This is a genomic window from Flavobacterium sp. CSZ (assembly GCF_015350725.1).
GTDB lineage: Bacteria > Bacteroidota > Bacteroidia > Flavobacteriales > Flavobacteriaceae > Flavobacterium.
Genome location: NZ_JADKPQ010000015.1, coordinates 96,487 through 120,099, shown reverse-complemented (window position 1 = coordinate 120,099; position 23,613 = coordinate 96,487). Strand labels below are relative to the sequence as shown.

Below are 23,613 nucleotides of genomic sequence, written 5' to 3'. Positions count from 1 at the left end.
AAAATTTTAAAATTCCAAATTCCAATTGGAACGGGCTTCGACTTCGCTCAGCCTGACATTCTAAAATCTAAAATTTAAAATCGGTCAATCGCTTCTTGTACTTTTTCTTCTTTCACACACAACGAGAATCTGATATATCCTTCACCATTACTTCCGAAGATTGTTCCCGGTGTTATGAAGATATGTTTCTCGTATAATATTTCGTCAATGAACTTTTCTGCTGATTCAATTCCTTCCGGCAATTTTGCCCAGACAAAAAGCCCGACTCCTTCTTTATAAACTTCGCAGCCTAATTTTTCTGCTAATTTTTCTGTTAATTCTCTGCGGCGTCTGTAAATTTTGTTTTGGTCTTCGAACCATGATTTATCACAATTCAACGCTGCAACAGCACCTTTCTGAATTCCGTAGAACATTCCGCTGTCCATGTTGCTTTTTACTTTTAGAACTGCATCGATAATTTCAGGATTTCCTAAAACCATTCCCACTCTCCAGCCAGCCATGTTGAACGTTTTACTAAGTGAATTCAATTCTAAAGCCACTTCTTTTGCGCCTTCAACCTGCAATAAACTCATTGGGTTATCATTCAAAACAAAACTATACGGATTATCATTAACCAATAATATGTTGTGTTTTTTAGCAAAAGCAACCAATTTTTCAAATAACGCTAAACTTCCTCTTGCTCCTGTTGGCATGTGCGGATATCCCAGCCACATAATTTTTACTTTCTCGAGCTCTAATTTTTCCAGAGCTTCAAAATCCGGTTCCCAGGCATTTGTTTCTTTCAGATCATAATAAACCGGAACTGCTCCCACCAAATTAGTTACCGAAGTATACGTTGGATAACCCGGATTCGGAATTAAAACGTGATCACCTTCATTTAAAAATGCAAGCGAAATATGCATGATTCCTTCTTTCGAACCCATTAAAGGCAAAATCTCATTATTCGGATTTAATTCAACACCAAACTGATTCTGATAAAAATCTGCCATCCCTTTTCTCAATTCCGGTAATCCCTGATAGCTCTGATAACCATGCCCGTTTTCATCCTGAATTGCTGCGGCAACCGCTTCAATTACTGCTTTCGACGGACTCAAATCAGGGCTTCCAATTCCCATATTGATGATAGATTTTCCTTCAGACTGCAGTTGACGAACTTCTCTCAATTTTGAGGAGAAGTAGTATTCTTCAACTGTATCTAATCTTTTTGCTGTTGTAATCATTTTTAAATTTGCTTTAGGCTTTAAGCTGTATGCTTTAGGCTTTTTTTTATTTTATAACTTTTCGGGCTTCGACTTCGCTCAGCCTGACAATTGGAATTTCCTTTTTTTAAGGCTTAGTATTCTTATATTCTCCTAATACTTTAAAATATTCTGCCATAATATTCAATAACGATTTGGCTTTTGCAAAATCTTCGTATTTCTCAAATGTCACATCTACGAAAAATGAATATTTCCAGGGAGTTTCAATTTTTGGTAATGATTGAATTTTTGTCAAATTCAGTTTACAATCGCTCATGACATTCAAAACTGCTGCTAAACTTCCTCTTTTGTGATCCAATTCAAATTTGATTGACGCTCTGTTGATTTCGTTTTCAGGCAAAAATGAATTTTGCTTTTTGATAATCACAAAACGGGTCATATTGTTTTTGATCGTTTGAATTTCCGGCGCAATAATATCAAGATCATACATTTCTGAAGCTACTTTACTTCCAATGGCAGCAATTCCGGTTAATTGTTTTTCCTGAATTCTTCTTGCTGTTTCAGCGGTATCTTTGTCTTCAACCAACTTAATGTTCGGATATTGTTTTAAGAAATCCATACATTGTAAAATTGCCATTGGATGCGAATGAACTTCTTTTACATCTTCAATTTTCTGCCCTTTCAGCGTCATTAAATTTTGACTAATATTTAGATAATGCTCTCCAATGATGTGTAAATTATTCTTATCAATCAAGGCATAATTCGGAATAATTGGCCCTGCAATCGAATTTTCTATCGCCATTACTGCCTGATCAGATTTTCCTGAAAGCAGGCTATCAACCAATTCTTCAAAAGACAAACACTCATCAATAGCCACATTTTCAGAGAAATACTCTTTCACTACCTGATGATGAAAAGAACCTTTAATACCTTGTATTGCAATTTTAGTTGTCATATATTCAAAAAAAAATCCTGATTTTCATCAGGATTGTATATTAGTTTTATTTGTCTTTTAAATTTTCTCAAATAACCATAGCACAATCCTCACTTCTACTAAAGAAGAAATAAAAAGAGTTGCTAAAATAAAAACGGTTATTAGACATTTTGTTTGTGTTTTTCAATAAATTCTCTGCGAATGTATAAATTAATTTCAGTGCACCAAAAAAAATATTGCATTTTATGAAACAAAAAAGGATTTCTTAACAAATTTAGCAGGTTTTGTATGATAATATAAAAATATGGACTTAAAATGAGATATTTACAATGGGGTTTTCTAAGATGCTAAGATTCTGAGTCGCTAAGTTTTTAAGTTTTTCACTTATCGCTTAATCTTTTGTCCAATTTTTAGGATAACGAGAAGTATGAAAAACACCGATAACAATTATTTCATCTTTTTCAAACCGATAATGAATTCCATAAGGGAATCTTGATATAAATCTAATTTTTACATTTTTACATTTTTATATTTTTTCTGAAAAGCATTCGGGTTTCTTGAAATTTCATCAAGTCCCGCTTCCAGACAAAGTTCAAAATCATACGAAAGTCCTATTCTTTGTTTTTCATACCAAATAATAACATCTTCAACATCAAATAATGCTTCTTTGACAAACCTAATTCTATGCATTATCTAATCGATCTTAAATGAGCCTTAAGCTCATCCCAAGTATATAATTCAGTTTTTCCCTCTTCTAAATTTTCAATACGAATATCAAATTCTCTCTTCACATCATCAGAAACTTCTAAATTCTCTTTAGAAACACTATCCCACAATTGTTCTGCCAAAACAATTTTTTCAGCATTACTATATTTAGATAAATTTTTGATTTCCATATTTTCAGTATTACTAATATTATCAATGTAACAAATTTAACAAAAATTACGATGCATTGAGTTTAATAAGAAAGCACATTTTTTTCGCCACGAATTCACGAATTAGCGCAAATCATTGTGGTTATTTAATTCAAATTTCACAAATTATAGATTCAAATAATTCGTGAATTCGTGGCTAGCTCTTACTCAAAAGAGTCCCGAAACAGGTTTATTCGAAATACCAATTTTAGAATAATCGAAATTCATTTTTTGTTGCAATAATGAAGCATACACACTTCTGAAATCAATTTCATATTTTAAATCACCATTATCAAGATTAGATAAATCCGGATTATTACCTAAAATTGTTCCTTTGTTATTTCCTCCAATTATAAACATTGGCGCAGCAGTTCCGTGATCGGTTCCGTTTCCGTTGTCTTTTACTCGTCGCCCAAATTCAGAGAATACTACTATTGTAACATTTTGAAGCAATTGTGCTTGTTTTAAATCTTGGTAAAAACTGTACAAGGCATTATTTAAATCGGCTAATTTTTTCTCGTGAATCGCAAGTTGATTGTCATGTGTATCAAATCCGCTAAGCGAAGTGTAATAGACTTTTGAATTTAGATTTCCTTTGATCAATCGGCCAATCCATTCTAAGTTTTTAGATAACTCGGTTTTAGGATAACTGATTTCTGATTTTGATTTCGCCAGGGCTTTCTGAATTTCATCTGATCCTTCGGTAACGGAATTGGCTATTTTTCGAACAAAATCTAATTGCGGATTATCTGATAAGGTTACATTTTCTTCTTTTTCTGATTTTACTTTGAATCGGTTTGGATCTTTTACCGTTATCGAATTAGGCTCTAATCCTCTTAATGCAAGATTATCGATCGAATCCAGATTGATTCCTGCCGTTGCCTGATGCCCGTTGCATTGCAAATCGAGATAACGTCCCAACCAGCCTTCGTTGATGTATTTATTCGAATCAGCTGCGGTTTGCCAAATTTCCTGACTGCGAAAATGCGACCGAATTGGTTCCGGATATCCAACATTCTGAATCACGGTTAAATCTCCGTTTTGCTGCATTTGAGCAAAATCTTTTAACGAAGGATGAAATGCCATTCCGTTATTTTTTCCGATAACGACATCTTTATTCAAAGCAATTTTAGTCCGTAAATCATAATACAACGGATTGTCGTACGGAATAAAAGTATTCAATCCGTCATTTCCTCCATTCAACTGAACAAACACAATACATTGCTCCCCGATAACCAAATTATTTTGCGAACCAAAAGCATGTAAAAAATCAGGAAGCACCAGCATTCCGCCGGTAAAAGTTCCTGTAAGCGTTAGAAAATTCCTTCTGTTCATAGCTGTAGCTTTCTAAATTAATTGATATTCGGGCAGTTTCGTGATATAATCAAAAAGTCGTATTACGGCAAAATTGGCGTGTGCTTCTTTTGGGTCAAAATCATATTTCAGTAAATTCTCCATATCCTTTTGCATGGAATCATTTACTTTGAATAATAATCTGTTCGATAATTCAGTAATAATGGTTTTATTATTTCCCTCTGGATCAAAGTCTATTTTTACATCGATTTTATCCAATTCTGTCTTTGGTTTATCTGTGTCCGAAGTCATGGTATTCAAAACTTTTCTGGTAATACTTCTTCCGCTGCAAAGCAAATCTGAGGTATTGTTGCGTTGCAAATAAATCTGAGAGGTCAGCCACGAATTTCCGCCATCCCAACCTTTTACATTAACTTGATTATACAAATCCATTCCTTGTTGTTTCAGGAAAAACATAACTATACCGTCATCAAGATCATCAATATGCAATTCATCCAAAAGCTGTAAAATATAAACCAGTGGATCTTTAATTTTAGTTCCTGAATTCTCTTTTTTATATTCTTCAGTAAAAATTTTGGTTAGTAAAGGCTGTATTTCAAACTTTACTTTTCTGAAATAATCGCCGTAATAGGTCACTAATTCTTCTGACGGATGATCATAAATAAACCATTTTAGAATTTTTCGGGTTATGAGATACGGAATATTCTTTTGCTCAAAAATAATATCGACAAGATCATCTGAGTTCCAATTTCCAGTTTTACCGAAATACGTTTTATTGGTATTGTCCTGTGCAAGGCTTCGATAAATTGCACCATCATCTCCGTAGTTTAATCCGGCTAGAGCTCTTGCGCCTTCTTTGATATCATTTTCGGTATAATTTCCAATTCCAATTGTGAATAATTCCAGTAATTCCCGACTTAGATTTTCATTATATTTTCCTTTTTTGTTATCGACATTGTCAAGGTATTTGACCATTGCATTCGATCTTACGATTTGCTTGGTAAGTTCTTTGAAGTTTCCAAATGCATGTTCGCGCAAAATCATATTGTGCTGGTAAATCCAGTAATTGACTTTTACTTTTTGGGTTGTAGAAACAAAATGATTGTGCCAGAAACAAACCATGTTTTCACGTAACGGAAATTCGTCGTTTCGCATTTTACCAATCCACCATTTTTTTAATTCAACTGCGGAATAGATTTCTTTTTTTTGAATCTTTTTCTTTTCTTCTGTATCAGCAGTTTTTATCGCTTCTCGCAGTTCTTTGAGTTCGATTAATGTTTTGGGATCGTCATTTAAAAAAGCAGGAAGTTGTATATCGAATTTTGAATCATAGGAGCGTTTTAGAAATTTTTCTAATCCTAGTTTTTCAATTTTATCGGATTCTTTTCCGGAAAAACCCAACCGTAACGACCAAAGATTGCTTTTTTTCATAACACAGGAATTTGTTTAGCAATAAGACTCTAGTTTCTCTTAAAGGTTTAATTGAGAAAGGCTCTGAGTTATTTAGATGCTAAGGTGCTAAGTTTTAAAAATTTTTGGTAATAATTAGAACGGGGAATTTTTGGGGATATTGTTCTATTTATATTAACACGAAACGGACGGAATTAATATATTATAAGAAATTCATCAATAAATTCCTTTTCCTCGTTGATGTATAAAAAATAGTCTCCAACTTCTTTTTGATTTTGAAGAATATTCAATTTAATTTCAATACATTGAGTTGGAATAAAATCGTGATCTATTACAATAGAAATAGACTTTGGAAAGATTATAGAAAGATCATTAATCTCTAATTCATCAGAATCTAGTTGATTAAAATAATCATTAGCCAAATTATAATAATCATCTTTATTCTTGTAAATAATATTTAAGTCCATAAAATATTTCAATTTTCTATTTTTCTCCAATAATATTTGGACTGATCTACATTATCAAACAAAAAAGTAATTTTCTTATCACTTAGAATTATATACCTACTTTCTCTCTTATTCTGATCTTCGATAAGCTTTAATGTATCCTTGATAATAGTCCAATTTCCATATTCTTTTGAAGTTCTTAATGGAATATTTTTTCTCGCCATTTCTCTTGACGAAAATTTTTGATTTATTAAGCAATATCTCGAATCTTCTTCTAACATTAAAACATTAATATCATAAGAATAACCAACTGCCGGATAAGAATCATAAGTAATTCTATAAATAATATCCTTTTTTTGAGCATAAAGAGAGCCAACCATCAAAAGCAAAAATAACACAATCTTCTTCATTCGAAACTATCTTTTTATTGCATCAAAATCTTTTTTTGTCATCATCTTTTTATCAAGCATAAGTTTTAACCAATTTTCAATTGGCTTCTTAGAAACTTTGTCTAGCTTGCTAATATCATTTTTTGAGGAATTAGAATAATCGACACCATACTTCTCGTACAATGCTTGAAGATAATCATAATATCCTCTTTCATTATTGTGCTTTAAAGCCATGATTTTGGCGTAAGCCATCAAAGTATCTGTACGCACTTCTATACTACATTCTTTAAAATTATAAAAAAGCTCTAAGTAAGCATCTTCATCGCCCTTCTTTTTAACTCTATTAACCAAGGTATCATAATTAGTCCTTATAGCATTCATCGTAACAACCTCGTCCTGATCAACATCACTAGAATCGTTTTCCTGCTTTGCAATTTTGACTTCTTTTATATCTTTAGTTTCTTTCTTTTTGCATGAAAAAAAAAAAAGAGCACTAACAATATAAAGATAATTCTACTTTTCATAAATTTCTATTGAATAATGATTAGCCCGCGATTGAAGTGGAAATCCTTTTTATTTTTTTCTTTAAAAAATAAAAAGATTGCAACGAAAAGCGGGAAATAGCTCCTAAAAAAAAAAGCAGCTATCATTACAATAACTGCTTTCTATAAATTTAAAGATATAAATCTTTATTCTATTTTCTTTATTCTAATAAAAAAATTTAAGACCCACACATTTCACAATCATCAGGCTCTGCTGCTTGTGCTTTCAAAAGCATTGCTTTGTAATCCTCAACGCTGATTGCTTCTGTTTCCGGAACTAAAGTTACCGGTGCATCTTCTTCTTTTTTATCGTTGTTTAATGTGAATTTAATCGCATCAACCGCAGATTTTGTTCTTAAGTAATACATTCCTGTTTTTAAACCTGATTGCCAAGCATAGAAGTGCATTGACGTCAATTTAGAATAGTTGGCATCTTGCATGAACAAGTTTAATGATTGCGATTGGTCAATAAAATAACCTCTCTGACGTGACATATCGATAATGTCTTTCATCGACATTTCCCAAACTGTTTTGTATAATTCTTTCAGGTCTTGCGGAATCACATCAATATTTTGAACTGATCCGTTATGACGCATGATTTCTTGTTTCAATGTTTCGTTCCATAAACCTCTGTCTACTAAATCGTGAAGTAAATGTTTGTTTACTACGATGAATTCTCCAGACAATACACGACGTGTATAAATGTTTGATGTATAGGGTTCGAAAGCTTCGTTGTTTCCAAGAATTTGCGAAGTCGAAGCAGTTGGCATTGGCGCAACTAATAGTGAGTTACGAACTCCGTGTTCCATTACTTCTTTTCTTAATGAAGCCCAGTCCCAACGTCCTGATAATTCTTCATCTTTCATTCCCCACATATTGTATTGGAATTCTCCTTGTGACATTGGAGATCCTGCAAATGTAGAATATGGCCCTTCTTCTTTCGCCATTTCCATAGAAGCAGTTACAGCTGCGAAGTATAATGTTTCGAAAATTTCCTGGTTTAATGCTTTTGCTTCGTCACTTGTAAATGGCATACGCAACATGATAAAAGCGTCTGCTAATCCCTGAACTCCTAATCCTACCGGACGGTGACGTAAGTTAGAATTTTCAGCTTCTTTTACCGGATAGTAGTTTCTGTCGATTACTTTGTTCAGGTTACGGGTTACACGTTTTGTAACATTATAAAGCGCTTCGTGATCGAATTTCCCGTTTTCAATAAACATTGGTAACGAGATAGAAGCTAAGTTACAAACTGCAATTTCATCTTTAGAGGTAAACTCCATAATCTCTGTACACAAGTTGGATGAACGGATAGTTCCTAAATTCTTGTGGTTCGATTTACGGTTTGCTGCATCTTTGTACAACATATAAGGCGTTCCTGTTTCGATTTGTGACTCAAGGATTTTCTCCCACAATTCACGTGCGCGAATGGTTTTTCTACCTTTTCCTCTAAATTCATAATCAAGATACATGGTTTCGAATTCTTCTCCGTAAACATCGTATAATCCAGGGCATTCGTTAGGACACATTAAAGTCCATGACGCATCTTCCTGTACACGTTTCATGAATAAATCCGATGTCCACATGGCGAAGAATAAATCTCTTGCACGCATTTCTTCTTTTCCTGTATTTTTCTTTAAATCCAAAAAATCGAAGATATCCGCATGCCATGTTTCGATGTAAATCGCAAAACTTCCTTTACGTTTTCCACCACCCTGATCTACATAACGAGCCGTATCGTTGAAAACTCTCAACATTGGTACGATTCCGTTTGAAGTTCCGTTTGTACCACGAATGTAAGATCCTGTTGCACGAACGTTATGAATAGAAAGACCAATCCCTCCCGCTGATTGCGAGATTTTAGCCGTTTGTTTTAATGTATCATAAATACCATCGATACTATCATCCTGCATTGCCAAAAGGAAACAAGAAGACATTTGTGGTTTTGGAGTTCCTGCATTAAACAACGTTGGCGTTGCATGCGTGAAGAACTTTTTAGACATTAAATCGTAAGTTTCGATTACCGATTTTAAATCGTCAAGGTGAATACCAACCGAAACACGCATCAACATATGTTGTGGTCTTTCGACGATTTTTCCGTTTATCTTTAACAAATACGAACGCTCTAAGGTTTTGAACCCAAAGTAATCGTAATTAAAATCTCTTGTATAAATGATATGTGAATCTAAGAATTCTGAATTTTCCTGAATTACCTTGAATACTTCATCCGAAAGTAACGGAGCATCTTGCCCGTTTCTTGGATTTACGTAATGGTACATATCTTTCATCGTTTCTGAGAACGATTTTTTTGTATTTGAATGTAGGTTCGAAATTGCCACACGCGCTGCTAATTGTGCATAATCAGGATGCGCAATTGTCATAGAAGCCGCCGTTTCTGCCGCAAGATTATCCAGTTCAGAAGTTGAAACCCCATCATACAATCCTTCGATAACTCTCATGGCTACCTTAACAGGATCTACAAGTTCATTTAAACCGTAACACAATTTTTTGATTCTTTCTGTAATCTTATCAAACATTACGGGCTCTCTGTGGCCATCTCTTTTTACTACATACATAAGCTTACTAATTTTAGTTATTGAAAAAATGAAAGACACTGGAATAACGATTCCCAGTGCTTAAACATTGCGTGTTTTTAAATTATTTTTTGAGAATTGCAGGATTCTCAATAGTTATCTGTTCCAGCCTAAAAAATAGACCGAAAAGGCATTAAAAATTGTTATTGAATCTGCGATTTGGGAAAGAGATTCAATCGAAAAATGTTCTGTTATAAAATTTTATTCTTTTTAGCGTTTCGAGGTAACGCCAAAATTATTTTTGTTGTCTAAAAATCTGCATCGAATGAAATTTTCTGAGCATCACTATCGGTGTTCATCACACCTGATTTTTGATACTCGGCAACACGTTTTTCAAAGAAATTGGTTTTTCCCTGAAGTGAGATCATGTCCATGAAGTCAAACGGATTCGCTGACCCATATACACGCTCGCAACCTAATTCTACTAATAATCTATCGGCAACAAATTCTAAGTATTGCGTCATTAAAGCAGCATTCATACCTATTAAACTCACCGGAAGTGATTCTGTAACAAATTCTCTTTCGATATCTAAGGCATCAACAATGATTTCTTTAATTCTGTCTTTTGGCACTTTGTTGATCAGGTGATGATTGTGTAAGTGCACTGCAAAGTCACAGTGTACACCTTCGTCACGGGAAATCAACTCGTTAGAAAAAGTTAAACCTGGCATTAAACCACGTTTTTTTAACCAATAAATAGAACAGAAAGCACCTGAAAAGAAAATTCCTTCAACTGCGGCAAAAGCAATTAGTCTTTCGGCAAATGAATCAGATTCAATCCACTTTAAAGCCCAGTCTGCTTTTTTCTTAATTGCAGGAAAAACTTCTAAAGCATTAAACAATTCTGCTTTCTCCACTTCATCTTTCACGTAAGTGTCAATTAATAAAGAGTAAGTTTCACTGTGAATGTTTTCCATCATGATCTGGAAACCATAGAAAAACTTCGCCTCAGCATACTGCACTTCGTTTACAAAGTTCTCAGCAAGGTTTTCATTTACAATTCCGTCAGAGGCAGCAAAGAATGCCAATATGTGTTTAATGAAATATCTTTCGTCGTCACTAAGTTTATTGTTCCAATCTGTCAAGTCCTGGTGTAAATCGATTTCTTCAGCAGTCCAGAAACTAGCCTCCATTTTCTTATACCATTCCCAAATATCATGATGTTTGATAGGAAAAATAACGAAACGATTTTTATTTTCTTGTAATATTGGCTCGACTTGTGACATGGTAATTTTTATTTAATTTTTGTACTGAATTTTTACTAATTCAATAGACTACAAAGATTGTCAATTATCGCTAAAAAAGAAAGCCAAACTTATTCACAATTCGACGTAGTTTTTAACAAAGGAGAAAAAATGAGATATTTTTCAGACAATAATTAATTTACTGTAAATGAATGTTTTAAAAACGAATAAACGACCTAAAAGCCCGTAAAATATAGACTTTTTATCATAAAAAGCAAGAAATTTTGAATTGTTTTTAAAAGTTTTTTTTTGAGTTAAAACTATATTTTTTGAGTTAAAATATATCACCCAAAAGCAGTAACTAGAGCGTTTGGATTTTTAAGATTTTTTAAGCTCTTCGGCCACTTTTTCAAGCTCCAAATACCAATCTTGACCAAAACGGCGAATTAATGCCTCTTTGACAAATTTATAAACAGGAACTTCGAGTTCTTTACCTAAAGAACAGGCATCATCGCAAATATCCCATTTATCATAATTGACTGCAGCAAATTCCGTAAAGTCTTTTACACGAATTGGGTATAAATGACAAGAAACCGGTTTTTTCCAGTCTACGATTCCTTGGTTATAAGCTTGCTCGATTCCGCAAAGAGCTGTTTTTCCGTCAAAAATAACGTAAGCACAATCTTTTTCGTCGATTAATGGTGTTTCAAGATCTCCATCTGTTCCCTTTACCCAAGTCCCTTGCGCTTCGATAGCAGCAATTCCTTCTTTGCGTAAAAATGGTTTTACTTTAGGGTAAATCTCTTCCATGATTTTAGTTTCAGCTTCGCTCAAAGGCGCACCGGCATCTCCGTCAACACAGCAAGCTCCTTTACAAGCTGACAAGTTGCACACAAATTCTTTTTCAAGAATATCTTCTGAAATAATGGTTTTTCCTAATTGAAACATGATACTAAAATACTGAAATTTATAAAGTGCAAAGATAGACAAAGAAAACAGATAAAACACTCTTAATATTTAACCGCAAGGCACGCAAAGATTTACGCAAAGATTCGCAAAGCTTTATCACTTTTTTATCCTTTGCGTAGTTTGCGTAAATCTTTGCGAATCTTTGCTGTTAAATCATCTTTTGTTACAAATATCACTTTTTCAATACTCAAAACGTGTTTTTATAACAAAAATACATCGTATTAAAAAAACACCTACCTTTATTATCTACCTTTGCAAAAATTTTAAACGCTTAAAATCAAAGTAATATGTTAGAAATCGACTTTAAAGAAATAATTACTGTTGGGATGGTACTTTTTGCGGTTATCGATATTGTGGGATCAATTCCGATTATTGTGAATTTAAGATCTAAAGTTGGACATATCGAATCTGAAAAAGCTTCGATTGTTGCAGGACTTATTATGATTGTGTTTCTTTTTGTTGGAGAAGGTTTCCTGAGTCTTATAGGTATCGATGTGCATTCGTTTGCCGTTGCGGGTTCTTTTGTATTATTCTTCCTGGCTTTAGAGATGATTTTAGGAATCAGAATCTATCGTGACGAAGAACCGGGATCGGCTTCTATTGTTCCATTGGCGTTTCCGTTAATTGCCGGAGCAGGAACAATGACGACTTTATTATCGTTACGATCTCAATTTCACACTATTAATATTATTATTGCTATTTTACTCAATATCATATTGGTTTACATCGTTTTAAAATCTTCTAAAAAAATAGAAACTTTATTAGGAGAAAACGGACTTGGCGTGGTTCGTAAGACATTTGGAGTGATACTTTTAGCGATTGCTGTTAAATTATTTGCTGCTAATGTTAAAGGTTTGTTCGTCTAACAATTATTTTTATAAATTTACCCCATAAAATTTCTAAAATACAACTTTAGGACATTTTTTAGGTCAAAGAGTTTTACTTTATTATTTTAGGCAAACAAACAACCATTATGAAAATTTTCACTTCAATCTTAGTGCTTTTAGCATTAGCTTTAATTGTATTTAATATTACGTTGCTAGACTTTAAAAATCCTTTTCAGGGAGACAGTGTAGTTGCTTTTATTGGAATTGCAGCTTCATTTTGTGCCGTTTTGATTCTTTTAATCTTTAGAATTTCTAAAAGAATCGAAGAGAAAACAAACGGACGATAATATGTTTGACGTTTTAATTATTGGCGGAGGAGTGTCAGGCATGTCTTGTGCCCTTGTTTTAGGCTCAGCCAAAAACAAAGCTTTTGTTACCGATAAAAAAATCGGAATTTTTACACATCAAAAAAATTCTTCGTTACAAGAAGCAATTTTCTACAATGCTTACGGCATAACACCAGGCAAACTAGGTTCTGAGTTACTAGAAGAAAGTACACAGGATTTAGCGACAACGTATCCGCATATTACCCAGATTGCAAATGAAAAGGTAATTAAAGTAGAAGGCTCATATCCTGAATTCACGGTTACTACAAACAAAAACTCATACCAAACAAAAAATATCGTTGTTGGGATTGGTTCTGCCAATACTTTTGACATCGAAGGTTTGACACAATATGTAGAATCTCACAAAAAAGCATTACCCGAAAAACAACGTATTCAGCTTAAAAACGACGATCATAAAGTAACCGACGGTATTTATGTCATTGGAACTTTAGCAGGCTGGAGAAGTCAATTGGCAATTGCTGCCGGAAGTGGCGCTGCTGTCGCCACAGATATTCTTACTTTATGGAATAACGGCGTGCAAACTCATTCGCACGATAGCATTCGATAGTTTTTTTTTATTTTTACCATTAAGATATTAAGAAAATTAAGTTTTGGCTGAAATAAATTTAGTCCTTTACAAACGAAATCTAAAACATAAGTTTTTATATATTGAACCATTAAGAGATTACCAAAATTAAGCTTTGAGACTTAATAAACTTAATATCTTAATGGTTTAAAAATTTTATCATTTCAAGTCTTACATTCTAAAAAAGAAAAACCATCAAGAATCAAGCTTAATAACTTAATATCTTAATGGTTTAAAAATTTTAATGTTTCAGATCTTACTTAACCGAAACAATTTCTTTTACTGTGATATGTTTTTCAGTATCTGTTTTCCAGATTTCTCCTTTTACTGATACCTCATCGCCTTCTTTAAACCTTTTGTAGTTTTGTGGCCCTCCAACATTTACAATGCTTACAGTCGCAAAATAAACCTCATTTTTATCAGTATTGATTTTGGCTGTGTAGCCGTCTTTTCCGTTTTCTATAGATTCGACTTTTCCTGAAATGGTATTTTTATCTTTCATACACGCGCAAGAAATTACAAAAGTCGTTAGTAATATTAAGAAACTTATTCTTTTTAGATTTTTCATGTTTATATTTTAAATGTAAATCTCGCTCTTTATAAGTGAAACTTATTACATTATATTTTAAAAAATTATTATTATTTTATTGTAGCGCAACGCAACTTCCTGCTATTACTTTTAGGCTTTCGCCGAATTGTTTCCAGACTCTTATATAACGAAACGAATTAGCAATGGGATTATTATCATAAGTGCCTTTTAATAAAATGATGACGCTAACTACTGCCGTATCCTCAATTATATTAATAATTTGATCTGCAGCTTCTAATGTTTCGATTTTCACTTTGCCTGAGCGATACGTTTCTAAATCAAATTCTTTTGTGATGGTTTGTCCGTCCGATAAATTAAAAAGTAAATCATCGTGCAATAATTTATCCAACGCTGCAACATCGGCAGTTTTAATTACCGTTAAAAGTTCGATTTCAGCATTTACAATAGTTTCTATTTTCATCTGATACAAAATTTAAGGATTACTTTTTCGGATTCAAAACGGCTTTTATCATGGCATCGTCTTTTAAAATAACATCATAATAATACAATTCGCCGTACAATTGTCGGGCAAACTCTGCGGTAATGTAACGGTTTACCAAAGCTTTAGTTTTATCTAATTTCAGATCTAAGCCTGTCATTAAAATATAATTTCTGAACTTTCTAAAATAAGCATCAGAGCTTTTCATCTTAGCCAAAAATTCATTAAAATGAAGTCCGGCAAAAGCATCTCTGTTTTTGTCTAATTCTTCAAAAACAAAGTGACCCACGATTCCGGTTTGCATTAAATACGCCACATTTTCATTTCCGTGTTCGGCTTCAATTGGTACAAAAACGTCGGGAACAATTCCGCCGCCGCCATAAACAATTTTACCTTTTGGAGTTTTAAATTTTAGAGAATCCGCTACTTTTATGCTGTCTTTTGCATAAAGTTCACCTGATTTTATACGCGATTCTGATTCTTTATAATATTCTTCGTTTCCTTTTTTATACGGTTTCTGAATCGATCTTCCCGTTGGTGTATAATATCTCGCCACGGTTAATCTTACAGCAGATCCGTCGTTGAAATCCATTTCACGCTGCACCAATCCTTTACCAAAAGAACGACGACCTACAATCGTTCCTCGATCACTATCCTGAATTGCTCCGGCCAGGATTTCGCTTGCTGAGGCGCTATTTTCATTAATTAAAACATAAACTTTTCCGGTTTCAAAACTTCCTGCTTTTGTAGCAAAAGTTTTTTCGGTGGTTCCGTTTTTATTTTTTGTAAAAACAATCAGCTGTTTGTCTTTTAGGAATTCATCCGCAATTGCAATCGCTTCTTCCATATAACCACCGCCATTATCACGAAGGTCAATGATAAGTGATTCAATCCCGTTTTGTTTTAATCTGGTTAAACCGGTTTTGAATTCGTTAAAAGTAGTTTCGGCAAAACGGTTAATTTTTATATAACCTGTTTTATTATCCAACAATAAAGAAGCATCAACACTTTTTATAGGGATAATATCTCTTTTTACTTTAAATTTAAGTTTCTTTTGTTCTGATTTTCTAAAAACGGTCAATTCAATTTCAGAACCTTTTATTCCTTTTAATTTCGAAAACAAACTGTCTGATGGCAATCTTCTGCCATATAATTTCGTTTTTCCTGCAAATAGAATTCTATCTCCCGATTTTAATCCGGCTTTTGCCGAAGGTCCGTTTTCGACAGGCTTTATAATCGCAACAGAATCTTTATACATATAAAAATTAATCCCGATTCCCACGAAATCACCTTTCATACTTTCAGCCACTTCAGCTTGCTCAGTTGGCGGAATATAAACAGAATGCGGATCTAATTTTGAAAGAATATTATCTACGGTAAGATTGACAATAGAATCTGTATTGATGCTGTCAACATATTCGTTATTGATAAAATCAATGAGTTTATTCAGCTTGGTTTTCGAGTAATTTTTAGCCAAAAGCTGATCATCAACGGGAGCACTTGTAAGGCTTCCGATGACTATACCAAGAGCAAAAGTTGCTCCGATAATGATTGGCAAATATTTTGAGTTAAGTTTCATTACTCTTCTAAAACAGGAATATGTTCGACTTCGACACCTGCTTTTATTAAAAACTGAATTCCGGAATCATCGCGATATCCGTTATGATATACCACTCTTTTTATTCCTGACTGATGTATCAGTTTGCTACATTCTTTGCAAGGCGAAAGCGTAATATACAAAGTGGCTCCTTCGCATGATTGTGTAGATCTTGCTACTTTCAAAATTGCATTTGCTTCGGCATGCAGAACATCCCAACGGGTTAATCCGTCTTCGTCTTCGCAACAATTTTCAAAACCGGATGGTGTTCCGTTGTATCCATCAGAAATAATCATTCGGTCTTTTACGATAATGGCGCCTACTTGTTTTCGTTTGCAATAGGAAAGTGCTCCCCATTCTGTCGCAATTCGCAAATAAGCTTTATCGTATTTATTTAATTTTTTTTCTTCCATTTATTTTATCTGTTCCAAATAGGGCTTTCGATAATCATTGGAACTACTACCCCAATGATAAAAGCCGACATTACCAGCGCCCAATCGCGTTTTGAAAAACGAAATACGGTTTGCACAATATAGGATATAATTAGTACCACAAACACTACAACTAACTGAGCTGCTTCGATTCCTAACGCAAACTCGCCTAAAGGTAGTAATTTTGAACTAGGTGATCCTCCTAAAATGGTCTTGAAATAATTTGAGAATCCAAGTCCGTGTATAATCCCGAAAAACAAGGTTACAAAAAACACTAAATTGAATCCATCGCTCTTTGAGGTTTTCCCTGCTGTAAAAAGATTAAAAACCGCCGTTATTAAAATGGTTATCGGAATTAAAAATTCGACTGTATTTACTTTTATGGCAATGATTCCGTAAACCGAAAGCAATAAAGCCAATGTGTGACCAATTGTAAAAACAGAAACCAGAAGCAAAATGCGTTTCCAGTCTTTGAATAAATAAGGGGTTGTTAATGCGATTAAAAAAAGAACGTGATCGTAAGCGTGAACATCTAAAACGTGCTTTAATCCTATTTGAAAATAAATCCAAAATTCTGACATACGGGTAATACTATTAAATGATTAGGGGTTGTAAACTTACGATTTATTTTGAAAATTTAAAGACGTCTCATATTAAATCAATGAATATTGAAAAGTTAAAATTTATGAGAAAATTAAAATTAATAAATTAAAATAAAATTTATCTTTGCCTTATAAAAATCAACAAATTATGCCATTTTCAGAATTATTTGATAACGAATTCAAAGAAAGAAACAGAGGCCATTTCTCTGCAATTGTTCGTGTAGCTTTCGCTGACGGAAAAATTAATGAAGAAGAACAAACGTTTTTAGATAAAATAGCTTCAACATTACAAATTTCAGAAGAAGAATACAACGAAATCCTTAAAGATCCGTGGAAACACCCAATAAACCCACCTTACTTATACACACAACGTTTAGAGCGTTTGTATGATTTGGCAAGAATGGTTCACGTAGACCACCATTTAGGAGACCAGCAAGAAGTGATGTTAGGCCGTATGGGATTAGCTCTGGGATTTACACCAGGAAACGTAAATTACATTGTTAGAAAAGCATTGTCTTTAGTAGATAAAAAAGTAGATTTAGATACTTTCCTTTTCGAGATGGAAAACATGAACAAATAAGGAAGTATTCAGTTTACAGTCACAGTATACAGTACTAACGTAAATAAATAAACCCGACAGATTTTAAAAATCTGTCGGGTTTATTTATTTATACTTTAATCTGAGACTGAAAACTGAGACTGAGACTGTAAACTAGAGCGCTTCTGCCATAAACTGCTCAGCTTTTTCTACCATATTATAACTTCCGCAGAAAAAAGGAACTCTTTGATGCAGTTCTGTTGGCTGGATTTCCATAATTCTTCCAAAACCATCTGTTGCTTTTCCTCCTGCCTGTTCTGCTATAAACGCCATTGGATTGCATTCGTATAATAAACGCAACTTTCCTTTTGGTGCTTTTGAACTTGTGGGATACAGGTAAATTCCGCCTTTGATCATATTTCGATGAAAATCAGAAACTAAACTTCCAATATATCGGGAAGTATAAGGTCTGTCTTCTTCTTCTCTTTGACAATACTTAATATAGTTTTTTACTCCTTGGGGAAAATGAACATAGTTACCTTCATTTACCGAATAGATATTTCCGTTTTGAGGAAATTTCATATTTGGATGTGAAAGATAAAATGTACCAATTGCCGGATTCAGTGTAAAACCATTTACGCCATGACCTGTTGTGTAAACCAACATGGTCGAAGTTCCATAAATTACATAACCTGCTGCAACTTGATTGATTCCCGGTTGTAAAAAATCCTCGCTTGTTACCGGGGTTCCTATTGGAGTTATTCTTCTAAAAACAGAAAAAATAGTCCCTACAGAAACATTTACATCAATGTTTGAAGATCCGTCAAGCGGATCCATTAAGATCACGTACTTATTATTATGACTGTTGTCGCTCCCCTGAACAGTAATAAAATCGTCGTTTTCTTCTGAAGCAATACCACAGACAATCTCACGGTTTATTAACGTCTGGATAAATACTTCGTTTGCATACACATCTAATTTTTGTTGGTCTTCGCCTTGCACATTTTGTTCGCCTGCAGCGCCAATAATGTCTACCAGTCCGGCTTTGTTTACTTTATAGTTTACGACCTTGGCCGCCAAACGTATAGAGTTGATAATTCGGGAAAGCTCCCCCGACGAATACTGAAATGCTTTTTGGTTCTCAATAATAAACTCTCCTAGTGTTTTATTGCGTTCTTCCATTACTATATCGTTATAGATTTTGATTATAAGTCACAAATATCGCTTTTTTTGTGAGAATGATTCAAAAATTATTTTGTTAGTTTGCCACTATTGTATATTTGCTAATTAAAAGCGAGAAGTATCAAATAAAAAAATGCATTTTTAGCTAATAAACGCTTAACAATAAGAATATATGAATTGCCCCTACAAAAAATTCGTACAAGGAAATTTTAAAATATAAAGAGGTAATAGTATATTTAGGAAGAAAATAAAATTTACAGAATATGAATATTAGAAAAGGAAATCCTGAAGACATGGAATCGGTTTTGGGATTAATACAGGAGTTGGCAATATTCGAAAAAGAACCGGAGGCCGTTGTAATTACTGTAGATGATTTAGTGCGTGATGGCTTTGGTGAAAAACCACTATTTAATGTTTTTGTGGCAGAAATTCAAGATGAATCAGGCAATAAGGAAATAGTTGGAATCGCGCTTTACTATTATCGTTACTCTACCTGGAAAGGTAAAACCATACATCTTGAGGATTTGATTGTAAAGGAAAAAATGCGTGGGACAGGTTTAGGATCTGCACTTTATGCCGAAATCATGAAACAAGGTAAAAAAGATAATGTTCGAAGAGTAGAATGGAATGTTCTGGCCTGGAATACACCAGCGGTAAAGTTCTACCAAAATTCAGGAGCTAAAATTCTTGAAGACTGGCAAGTGGTTCAAATGGACGAAAACGGAATTAATTCGTTCCTGGAAAAATTGTAAAGAAAATATTTTACCACCGATTAAAAGGATTAAAATGATTTTTAAAATCTGTGTCAATTCGCCACGAATTTCACGAATTTTCACTAATTAATTAACTAAAAAAATCAGTGAAAATCATTTTAATCTGTGGCAGAAAATAAAAAAATACTAGATTTCATTTCAATCTGAAATCTAAAATTAAAAATCTAAAATTAAAAATGAGAGTATTTAAATTTGGTGGAGCATCAGTTAAAGATGCTGATGGAATTAAAAACGTGTATGACGTTTTACAAAAAGTAGGTTATGAAGATGTGATTTTGGTCGTTTCGGCGATGGGAAAAACAACAAATGCTCTTGAAGTTGTCATCAAAAATTATTTTGAGAAATCGGCAGAGTTAAATTCATCTGTACAGGAAATAAAAAAATATCACAATCAAATATTATTAGATTTATTTGAGGATGAAAAACAGGAGGTTTTTACGGCTGTAAAAGCGCAGTTTTCTGAATTAGAATATTTCCTTGCACATAATAAGTCTCCTAATTACAACTTTGTTTACGATCAGGTGGTAAGTTTTGGAGAATTGATTTCGACTACTATTCTAAGTCATTATATGAATTACAGAGGTATTCAGACGCAGTGGCTGGATGTTCGTAATTTCATTAAAACGAATGCTAATTACAGAGATGCCGAAGTGGATTGGGAAACGACTCAACAATTGATCAGCAAAAATGTAAAACGCAAAATATTAAACATCACGCAAGGATTTTTAGGTGCTGATGAGAATAACTTCACCACTACTCTTGGCCGTGAAGGTTCTGATTATACTGCGGGAATCTTTGCTTATTGTTTAAATGCCGAAAGTGTAACGATCTGGAAAGATGTTCCGGGAGTTATGAATGCGGATCCTCGTTATTTTGAGAACGCGAGTTTATTGAACCAAATCTCGTATCGTGAAGCTATCGAATTGGCTTTTTACGGTGCAACGGTTATTCACCCAAAAACTTTGCAGCCCTTACAGAAAAAAGAAATTCCGTTATATGTAAAATCGTTTATCAACCCGTTATTAAAAGGAACCTGCGTTTCTAAAGGTGTTGATTTAGAACCACAATATCCTTGTTTTATTGTAAAAAGAAACCAGCTTTTGATCTCGCTTTCATCAATTGATTTCTCTTTTATTATGGAAGAAAATATCAGCGAAATTTTTGCTTTGTTTCATGAATTTAAAATTAAAGTGAATCTGATTCAGAATTCAGCAATTAGTTTTTCTGTTTGTGTGGAAGATAAATTCGAAAACTTTAATGAATTGAATGCGATTCTTTCGAAAAAATTCAAAGTTGATTATAATGATAATGTAACTTTATATACGATTCGTCACTTTACAGAAAATGCGGCCGAAACTGTTGAAGCAAACAAAACTGTTTTACTAAAACAAGTAAGCCGTGAAACAATGCAAATTGTTACTAAAGAGATTAATAACTAAATCTTTTTTATTTACGTTAATTATATAAATTCAACATATTAAGAAAGGCTTCACATAACTGTGAAGCCTTTCTTATTTACCTCGCTCTATTATTTTCGCTTTGTTCAATCTCTGTTTTCTTAAAAGCCTGTTTCTTTGAATTGCCGAAACTAAAAGTGGCAATCAATTTAAAATAATTGGTTGTATAGGTTCTGTGATAATAGATTTCGGTTTGTCCTACGTCATAATTACCAGAAACCATAAAGTCATGAAAGATATCATTTGCGGTAAAATTGAGTTTTAGGGCCTCTTTAAAAAAGTTTCTTTCGATTCCTACAGTCACTGTCGATCTGCTATTTTCACTTCGTAATCCGTAGCTTTTATCGCCAAGATACCAGGCAAGCAATTGAACTTTAAAAAGATTCGGAATGGTAAATGTATTATTCGAATACAGATAGATTTGAGGTTTGACCGGACCCAAAGCATATTCATAAAAATTATCGATCGATTTACTTAAATTCATACTAATTGTATTTGTTGAATTCCACCATTTGTTTGTAAATGATCTTGAAAGCGAAGTGAAAAAAGTATGTTCTTTTTCTATATTTAATGATCTCAAAATATAACTGTTAGATGTATCGCCACGCAAAGCAGCTCCAGAAATTGGATCGATTTTATAGGAATATCCTATTCTAAAATCGAACTTTTTGTACATCGCACCAATTTCAAAGGCATGAACTTTTTCAGGTAATAAATTAGGATTTCCTTCTATAGTGGTAAACGGATCCTGATAAATAACATACGGATTCAACCCCTGATATCTGGGCCTTGTTATTCTGGAAACATACGAGATATGCGCTTTCAAATCATCCGAAACATCCATATTTAGTAACACATTAGGGAAAAAATTGCCATAACTTTTTTTGAATTGCTGAATCCCGTTTGCTGTAGTATACAAATTATAACTCGTCCATTCGCCTCGGGCACCAAAAGAAAAATTAAACTTCTTTCCTAATGAACTTCCATAATTAAAATAAACAGCACTGATTTTTTCAACGTATTTAAAATCACTCGAAAGTTGATTATCAGGTTCAAAATCGCCATTTTCTGTATCAGAAATCAGGAAATCTGTTGCTGATTGTACTTTCGCATTGCTGTATTTTGCTCCGGTTTCGAGCTTTGTATTTTCATTTATCTTTTTAGAATAATCTGCCTGAATGCTTAAAATATCAATTGTATTGTCAACATTATTCTTCAAATACTTTTCAGCATTTCGTTCATCAACCAAACTATTTTCATCAATAAAATCTTTTGTAGTTCCGTTATAATTAGAGTATTGCGTTCCTATAAATAACGACGAACCCTTACTATCTGTTATGGCATTATAATTTAGATTAATAAACTGATTTAGCAATACATCATTTTTAGCAATATCCGTGGCATAAAAACTATTCCCAACATTATTACTGATGGAATTTCGGCTTTCTACGACTCCACCCAAATCTTCAATATTTCCGCTATAGGCCAATGAAATATAATTCTTCTCAGAGAACGTGTATTGCAATCCAAAACCAAAATTCGAATAATTATTAAACTGTCTTTTCCAGTCTGTAGTTAGTTCAGATCGCATGTAATCCTCCGGATTAGGTCGCGTTCTGGTTGTGTATAATAATTCGCGGCCTTTGCCTAATTGCAATCCGTAATTAGTAATAAACGAAAATTTGCCTTTTGTATAATTAAAATCCAGAAGTGTATTGGTACTCGTTCCAGCAAACTCAGAAATGGTCATTTGCTTACTCGCCGTTCCCATCATACCGTTTTCGATATTTTTTTTGGTAATAATATTGATAACCGCTTTTCCTTCGGCGTCGTATTTTGAAGATGGATTTGAAATGACTTCGATTTTTAAAATTTGAGAAACCGCAATTGCGGCAAAACGTTCGTAATTAATCAAAATTCCGTTAAGGTAAATAATCGCTTCTCCTTTTCCGAGAACACTTATTTGTCCCTCGGCTACAATAACATTCGGAACCCTGCCCAATAATTCATTGACAGAACTACTTGTCGAAAGCAACGTGTTAGCGACATTGACATCAAGATTTCCGTTGGCAGAATACTTTACCAATGAAGTTTGTTTTTTGATCACAACTTCATTTAACTCATTATTTTGATTTGTAATTTTCTCGGGAATTGTTGGCTTGGATTGTGCTTTTATTTCTAAGGCATAAAAAAGAAAGCAATAAGTGTAAATGAAAACAGAAACTAGGAATCTCATAGATTTGGCAATTTAAAATTTGACTTTGTTGAGACAAAAATCTATTCTAAATTGCAGGGTGAAGTAATCGAAACA

The 23,613-nt window shown here is 33.5% G+C and carries 25 protein-coding genes; 6 read left to right on the top strand and 19 right to left on the bottom strand.

Annotated features, from left to right (window positions below; translation table 11 throughout):
- Window positions 1–74 precede the first annotated feature (74 nt).
- The 12 genes from IRZ78_RS17560 to IRZ78_RS17505 form a co-directional block, all read right to left on the bottom strand.
- Window positions 75–1,220 carry an aminotransferase class I/II-fold pyridoxal phosphate-dependent enzyme gene (locus tag IRZ78_RS17560; protein WP_194617778.1) on the bottom strand — a complete coding sequence of 382 codons (1,146 nt, stop codon included), beginning with the start codon at window positions 1,218–1,220 and terminating at the stop codon, window positions 75–77.
- A gap of 106 nt (window positions 1,221–1,326) precedes the next feature.
- Window positions 1,327–2,154, bottom strand: coding sequence for a prephenate dehydratase (locus IRZ78_RS17555; protein ID WP_194617777.1), 828 nt, complete (start codon window positions 2,152–2,154; stop codon window positions 1,327–1,329).
- Between the two features lie 489 nt (window positions 2,155–2,643).
- Complete coding sequence (locus tag IRZ78_RS17550) at window positions 2,644–2,823, bottom strand: type II toxin-antitoxin system RelE/ParE family toxin (protein WP_194617776.1); 180 nt, start codon at window positions 2,821–2,823, stop codon at window positions 2,644–2,646.
- Window positions 2,823–3,029: an addiction module protein gene (locus IRZ78_RS17545; protein ID WP_194617775.1), complete on the bottom strand. Its 207-nt coding sequence runs from the start codon at window positions 3,027–3,029 to the stop codon at window positions 2,823–2,825. The genes IRZ78_RS17550 and IRZ78_RS17545 overlap by 1 nt, the downstream gene beginning before the upstream one ends.
- Window positions 3,030–3,215: 186 nt before the next feature.
- Window positions 3,216–4,382 (bottom strand): DUF1501 domain-containing protein, encoded by a 1,167-nt coding sequence (locus tag IRZ78_RS17540; protein ID WP_194617774.1) that lies wholly within the window; start codon window positions 4,380–4,382, stop codon window positions 3,216–3,218.
- A 12-nt stretch (window positions 4,383–4,394) separates the two neighbouring features.
- Window positions 4,395–5,792 carry a DUF1800 domain-containing protein gene (locus tag IRZ78_RS17535; protein WP_194617773.1) on the bottom strand — a complete coding sequence of 466 codons (1,398 nt, stop codon included), beginning with the start codon at window positions 5,790–5,792 and terminating at the stop codon, window positions 4,395–4,397.
- A gap of 173 nt (window positions 5,793–5,965) precedes the next feature.
- Window positions 5,966–6,238 carry a hypothetical protein gene (locus tag IRZ78_RS17530; protein ID WP_194617772.1) on the bottom strand — a complete coding sequence of 91 codons (273 nt, stop codon included), beginning with the start codon at window positions 6,236–6,238 and terminating at the stop codon, window positions 5,966–5,968.
- A gap of 8 nt (window positions 6,239–6,246) precedes the next feature.
- On the bottom strand, window positions 6,247–6,627 hold the full coding sequence (locus IRZ78_RS17525) for a hypothetical protein (protein ID WP_194617771.1): 381 nt from the start codon (window positions 6,625–6,627) through the stop codon (window positions 6,247–6,249).
- Between the two features lie 6 nt (window positions 6,628–6,633).
- Entirely contained in the window at window positions 6,634–6,957 is a 324-nt protein-coding gene (locus IRZ78_RS17520; protein WP_194617770.1) for a hypothetical protein, read from the bottom strand.
- A gap of 370 nt (window positions 6,958–7,327) precedes the next feature.
- Window positions 7,328–9,724: a ribonucleoside-diphosphate reductase subunit alpha gene (locus tag IRZ78_RS17515; protein WP_194617769.1), complete on the bottom strand. Its 2,397-nt coding sequence runs from the start codon at window positions 9,722–9,724 to the stop codon at window positions 7,328–7,330.
- Window positions 9,725–9,990: 266 nt separating this feature from the next.
- Window positions 9,991–10,968 carry a ribonucleotide-diphosphate reductase subunit beta gene (locus IRZ78_RS17510; RefSeq protein ID WP_194617768.1) on the bottom strand — a complete coding sequence of 326 codons (978 nt, stop codon included), beginning with the start codon at window positions 10,966–10,968 and terminating at the stop codon, window positions 9,991–9,993.
- Window positions 10,969–11,304: 336 nt separating this feature from the next.
- Window positions 11,305–11,874: a DUF3109 family protein gene (locus IRZ78_RS17505; protein WP_056248837.1), complete on the bottom strand. Its 570-nt coding sequence runs from the start codon at window positions 11,872–11,874 to the stop codon at window positions 11,305–11,307.
- A 308-nt stretch (window positions 11,875–12,182) separates the two neighbouring features.
- On the opposite strand from IRZ78_RS17505, the gene IRZ78_RS17500 reads away from it, so the two are divergent.
- From IRZ78_RS17500 to IRZ78_RS17490, 3 genes are all read left to right on the top strand, one after another.
- A complete protein-coding gene (locus IRZ78_RS17500) occupies window positions 12,183–12,761 on the top strand; it encodes a MarC family protein (RefSeq protein WP_194617767.1) in 579 nt (192 codons plus the stop codon).
- Window positions 12,762–12,868: 107 nt separating this feature from the next.
- A complete protein-coding gene (locus tag IRZ78_RS17495) occupies window positions 12,869–13,069 on the top strand; it encodes a hypothetical protein (RefSeq protein ID WP_017496183.1) in 201 nt (66 codons plus the stop codon).
- A gap of 1 nt (window position 13,070) precedes the next feature.
- Window positions 13,071–13,676, top strand: coding sequence for an FAD-dependent oxidoreductase (locus IRZ78_RS17490; RefSeq protein WP_194617766.1), 606 nt, complete (start codon window positions 13,071–13,073; stop codon window positions 13,674–13,676).
- A 274-nt stretch (window positions 13,677–13,950) separates the two neighbouring features.
- Here the strand turns inward: IRZ78_RS17490 and IRZ78_RS17485 are convergent, their stop codons facing one another.
- The 5 genes from IRZ78_RS17485 to IRZ78_RS17465 form a co-directional block, all read right to left on the bottom strand.
- Entirely contained in the window at window positions 13,951–14,262 is a 312-nt protein-coding gene (locus tag IRZ78_RS17485; RefSeq protein ID WP_194617765.1) for a hypothetical protein, read from the bottom strand.
- Between the two features lie 76 nt (window positions 14,263–14,338).
- Window positions 14,339–14,704: a nuclear transport factor 2 family protein gene (locus IRZ78_RS17480; protein WP_194617764.1), complete on the bottom strand. Its 366-nt coding sequence runs from the start codon at window positions 14,702–14,704 to the stop codon at window positions 14,339–14,341.
- 19 nt (window positions 14,705–14,723) lie between these two features.
- Window positions 14,724–16,301: a S41 family peptidase gene (locus tag IRZ78_RS17475; protein WP_194617763.1), complete on the bottom strand. Its 1,578-nt coding sequence runs from the start codon at window positions 16,299–16,301 to the stop codon at window positions 14,724–14,726.
- Complete coding sequence (locus IRZ78_RS17470; protein WP_065448582.1) at window positions 16,301–16,732, bottom strand: dCMP deaminase family protein; 432 nt, start codon at window positions 16,730–16,732, stop codon at window positions 16,301–16,303. Before IRZ78_RS17470 ends, IRZ78_RS17475 begins: the two co-directional genes overlap by 1 nt.
- Window positions 16,733–16,737: 5 nt before the next feature.
- Entirely contained in the window at window positions 16,738–17,331 is a 594-nt protein-coding gene (locus tag IRZ78_RS17465; RefSeq protein WP_194617762.1) for a HupE/UreJ family protein, read from the bottom strand.
- Window positions 17,332–17,500: 169 nt separating this feature from the next.
- Here IRZ78_RS17465 and IRZ78_RS17460 point away from each other — a divergent pair, with 169 nt between their 5' ends.
- The gene (locus IRZ78_RS17460) at window positions 17,501–17,932 is read left to right on the top strand and encodes a TerB family tellurite resistance protein (RefSeq protein WP_173971414.1); all 432 of its coding nucleotides are present in this window, start codon (window positions 17,501–17,503) and stop codon (window positions 17,930–17,932) included.
- A gap of 132 nt (window positions 17,933–18,064) precedes the next feature.
- Here IRZ78_RS17460 and fbp read toward each other — a convergent pair whose 3' ends face one another.
- Complete coding sequence (gene fbp, locus IRZ78_RS17455; RefSeq protein ID WP_194617761.1) at window positions 18,065–19,072, bottom strand: class 1 fructose-bisphosphatase; 1,008 nt, start codon at window positions 19,070–19,072, stop codon at window positions 18,065–18,067.
- Window positions 19,073–19,335: 263 nt separating this feature from the next.
- Between fbp and IRZ78_RS17450 the strand changes: the two genes are divergently transcribed.
- Both IRZ78_RS17450 and IRZ78_RS17445 read left to right on the top strand, forming a co-directional pair.
- Window positions 19,336–19,824, top strand: coding sequence for a GNAT family N-acetyltransferase (locus IRZ78_RS17450; RefSeq protein WP_194617760.1), 489 nt, complete (start codon window positions 19,336–19,338; stop codon window positions 19,822–19,824).
- A gap of 197 nt (window positions 19,825–20,021) precedes the next feature.
- On the top strand, window positions 20,022–21,284 hold the full coding sequence (locus IRZ78_RS17445; RefSeq protein WP_194617759.1) for an aspartate kinase: 1,263 nt from the start codon (window positions 20,022–20,024) through the stop codon (window positions 21,282–21,284).
- A 76-nt stretch (window positions 21,285–21,360) separates the two neighbouring features.
- On the opposite strand, the gene IRZ78_RS17440 is transcribed toward IRZ78_RS17445, so the two are convergent.
- A complete protein-coding gene (locus IRZ78_RS17440) occupies window positions 21,361–23,538 on the bottom strand; it encodes an outer membrane beta-barrel family protein (RefSeq protein WP_194617758.1) in 2,178 nt (725 codons plus the stop codon).
- Window positions 23,539–23,613: the final 75 nt, after the last annotated feature.